Source organism: Corynebacterium sp. LK14 (assembly GCF_008042215.1).
GTDB classification, from domain to species: Bacteria; Actinomycetota; Actinomycetes; order Mycobacteriales; family Mycobacteriaceae; genus Corynebacterium; species Corynebacterium striatum.
This window is the reverse complement of record NZ_NOVQ01000021.1, coordinates 1-2,965: the sequence shown is the minus strand read 5'-3', so window position 1 is coordinate 2,965 and position 2,965 is coordinate 1. Positions and strand designations below refer to the sequence as shown.

Genomic DNA, 2,965 nt, shown 5'->3' with positions numbered 1-2,965 from the left:
ATGGTCGCCCTATTTGTCATCGGGGCCCATCACAGGAACTAACACGTACACCACGCTAACGGACGCAACCTTTTCCCATCTACTCAAACGGAACAAAACCTGGGGCACTTCACTGATTTACCCTCACGCGTGCGCTGATTTACCCTCATTGAGGCAGTTATCCACAGGGTTTAACCTGCAATTAAACCTATTTTCCCAGGTCGCTTATAACTATATCCCTGTAGATCTATACCAAGGGCGATCAACCAAACTAAAGGCAGACGGCTAGTCACTGTCTAAGGCTCCCGCCTCGCCTTGCGGCTCGTTGGGCTGCCGCCCAAATCAATAGATTTGGTTGCCACACAATTACCCCACTACTCAAGGTTCACACGCATTCTCACTGCCCCACGGGGGAAGAAAAGCAATCAAAAATAAACCTCTTCCCAACTTCGACGATCTGACACATCCACACCCAACCGCATACGCCCACCAGGGCGTGTCCGGGACACTCCGTAGTGTGGTGGGCATGAGCTTTTTCAATCGACTCCGTGAGACTCTCACCCACCTAGAAAACGCTCTAGGCAACGCTGCCCACCCGCAGGCGGGCAGGCCAGTCTTTGCCGTCATTGACACAGAGACCACGGGGTTGAACAAGCGCTACGACCGCATCATTGAACTCGCCGTCGCCCGCTTTGATAAATCCTTCCGGCTTGTCGACCAATGGCACACGCTGATTAATCCTGACGGAAAGCAGATTAAAAACTCCCACATCCACGGCATCACCAATGCTGATGTCGCCCACGCACCCACCTTCCCGGAGGTCTACACCGAGTTCGCCGCACGTGTCGATGGGATGGTGCTCATGGCACACAACGCCGCGTTCAATGCGAAGATGATTCTTGCTGAAACAGAGCGCATCACCCCAGACGAAGAGGACGTGTACTTCCCATTCGTAGATACCATCGACCTGGCTAAGCAAATGGTCTCCCTGCGCTCCTACAAACTCGCTTCCCTGCTTGACCATGTTGGATTAGACAACCCGCAGTCCCACGCTGCCATTGCCGACGCTACTGCCACCGGACAGATGCTGAACAAACTTTTCGGGCGCGAAGCAGCCACGATTGGCCGCCAAATCCTCGACCAGGCTGTCACCTTCGGCGCCGGCCACACCACCAACTGGGGACTACCTTGCAAGCCCACCGTCACACGCGGCTAACACGTACGAGTCCACCGGCCGATAAAAATCGCCCAGTACGCGTGTCTATCATGCGCGTGCTGGGCGACTTTCGCTTTCAGTGTGATGTCCTCTTTTAGGATGCTGCGAGCTTTTGGGCGCGTTGGTAAGACACTCCGAGGACTGTTCCCATATCTCGCACGGTCATTCCAGCGTTTCTCATTGCAACAGCGAGGTCATGAGTGCTTGCCTGTGCCGCAGCGGCCAGTCGTGCCGCTTCTTCGCGTTCTTTTTCGGCGCGAGCTTTCATTTCCGCAAGGCCCGGTGGGAGAACAACATCAACAATAATGTTGAGTTCGTCTGGGTCTAGGCCTGCCTGGTAGGCCAGTGCTTCGCGCATCTCGTCGGCAGCATTAGCCAGCCGCTTAGTTTGGGATACTGCCCCTAGTTCGGCGCATTCGAGCACCCATACTCCGCTGGTTCCGCGTTCTGCGGTTACTGTGTATGTCGTGGTCATTACCTCCACCAGCCTTTACCTAATTCTTGGGCGTATTGGTCGAAAAACTTCTTGACTGTCACATCGTCAATCTCACGGTGCCTACCTAAGGTTCGGGTTGTGCTGCCTACCCGATAAGCGTCATGGCGCGATAGGGCGATTTCCTCAAATTCAAGACCACGCCGCTTGGCTTCCGCTTTCAATTTCTTGATGACGGCGTTTCGCTTCATAACAGTAGTCTACCGACGGGAGACTAAACAAGTCAACCATAGGTTGACGGTTTTTCTTGATTATTTTCCTTCGCCAATTGAACTGGTACCTGCCGCACAAACCCATCGTCACACGCGGCTAGCTCCGACACGCAAAGAAAAATAGTTCTAGGTCGTGCTCACCTCGATGAGCACGACCGACAGATTGACTATCCACGCCAGTATCATGAGCGCAACGAGCACCATACTTAGTGCACACCAAGCTGTACGGAGTACCCCTCAAAGAAACTAATTCCACCCCTAGTTGTGTCGGGGAGAAAACCGTCTGGGTCGACAGAGAGTGGTACGGCGTCTCCAGGTTAATACTGATTATTTTCAGATGCGTGGGCGGTGACGGGGGACACTGCAGTTAGTAAAGTGCAGCCCATTAAAATGAGACCCTTTTTCCATACCATTGGCGATCACCCTTTCTGGATATATTCCATAGAATTGAATTTATTCTTTTCGGGGGTTGAGGTAAGGAACATCTCTACAAAACCAGAGCCTTGGAGCATTTCGTCCCACTCGATAGATTCTTCATTTCTACTTAAATCAGGGAATCTTCCCCAAAGGCGAACGACTTTTCCTTCGTGAAGTCTAGGGTTAAAGAGGTCGAAGTGGTACCAGAGCTGATTTTCGGGGGAGCCGCTGTTTCTTCCCGCTTGGATGCCGACTCCGGCTAAAATTGTTTCCTCTGGAAGTATGGTGTCTTGAAACATTTGGGTGGATATATTTTTCAAAAACTTGATTTCATCAGTCGCGATAGAAACAAATTGATTGATGACTATTCTCCTAGCGGTAGAAAGCAGTGATTATTCCGACAGGTCGGCCGTCTTTGCTTGTCGTGCCACAGTAGTCACTCTAGCTTATCTCCTTATGCGGGATGGATTCCCACACAAACCATCAGACACACTCCCGCGCCCATGCCCCACTTCTTGTGGTGGTTGTAGAAGAAAAAGGGGGCGCATTTACTACCACTGCGGTATCTCGCTTACTCCGGCTGACGCCCTGCGTTTTCCGCCCACACACGCACTCCCACAGAGGCAGCAGTCAGAACAATAATGAAAA

Annotated in this window: 4 protein-coding genes; 1 reads left to right on the top strand and 3 read right to left on the bottom strand. The window is 52.2% G+C overall.

From position 1 onward, the window contains the following. Positions 1–505 precede the first annotated feature (505 nt). Positions 506–1,195 carry a 3'-5' exonuclease gene (locus CHU71_RS12640; RefSeq protein WP_147761266.1) on the top strand — a complete coding sequence of 230 codons (690 nt, stop codon included), beginning with the start codon at positions 506–508 and terminating at the stop codon, positions 1,193–1,195. Between the two features lie 94 nt (positions 1,196–1,289). Here the strand turns inward: CHU71_RS12640 and CHU71_RS12635 are convergent, their stop codons facing one another. The 3 genes from CHU71_RS12635 to CHU71_RS12625 form a co-directional block, all read right to left on the bottom strand. Beyond that, positions 1,290–1,670: a hypothetical protein gene (locus CHU71_RS12635; protein ID WP_147761265.1), complete on the bottom strand. Its 381-nt coding sequence runs from the start codon at positions 1,668–1,670 to the stop codon at positions 1,290–1,292. Continuing rightward, positions 1,670–1,879, bottom strand: a complete 210-nt coding sequence (locus CHU71_RS12630; protein WP_005325312.1) for a hypothetical protein — start codon at positions 1,877–1,879, stop codon at positions 1,670–1,672. The genes CHU71_RS12635 and CHU71_RS12630 overlap by 1 nt, the downstream gene beginning before the upstream one ends. Before the next feature lie 440 nt (positions 1,880–2,319). Then, positions 2,320–2,616: a hypothetical protein gene (locus tag CHU71_RS12625; RefSeq protein WP_147761264.1), complete on the bottom strand. Its 297-nt coding sequence runs from the start codon at positions 2,614–2,616 to the stop codon at positions 2,320–2,322. Positions 2,617–2,965 lie beyond the last annotated feature (349 nt).

Excerpts from the sequence above, each read along its gene's own strand:
- CHU71_RS12640 (WP_147761266.1), top strand. The coding sequence starts at position 506 with ATGAGCTTTTTCAATCGACTCCGTGAGACTCTCACCCACCTAGAAAAC.
- CHU71_RS12635 (WP_147761265.1), bottom strand. The coding sequence starts at position 1,670 with ATGACCACGACATACACAGTAACCGCAGAACGCGGAACCAGCGGAGTA.
- CHU71_RS12630 (WP_005325312.1), bottom strand. The coding sequence starts at position 1,879 with ATGAAGCGAAACGCCGTCATCAAGAAATTGAAAGCGGAAGCCAAGCGG.
- CHU71_RS12625 (WP_147761264.1), bottom strand. The coding sequence starts at position 2,616 with ATGTTTCAAGACACCATACTTCCAGAGGAAACAATTTTAGCCGGAGTC.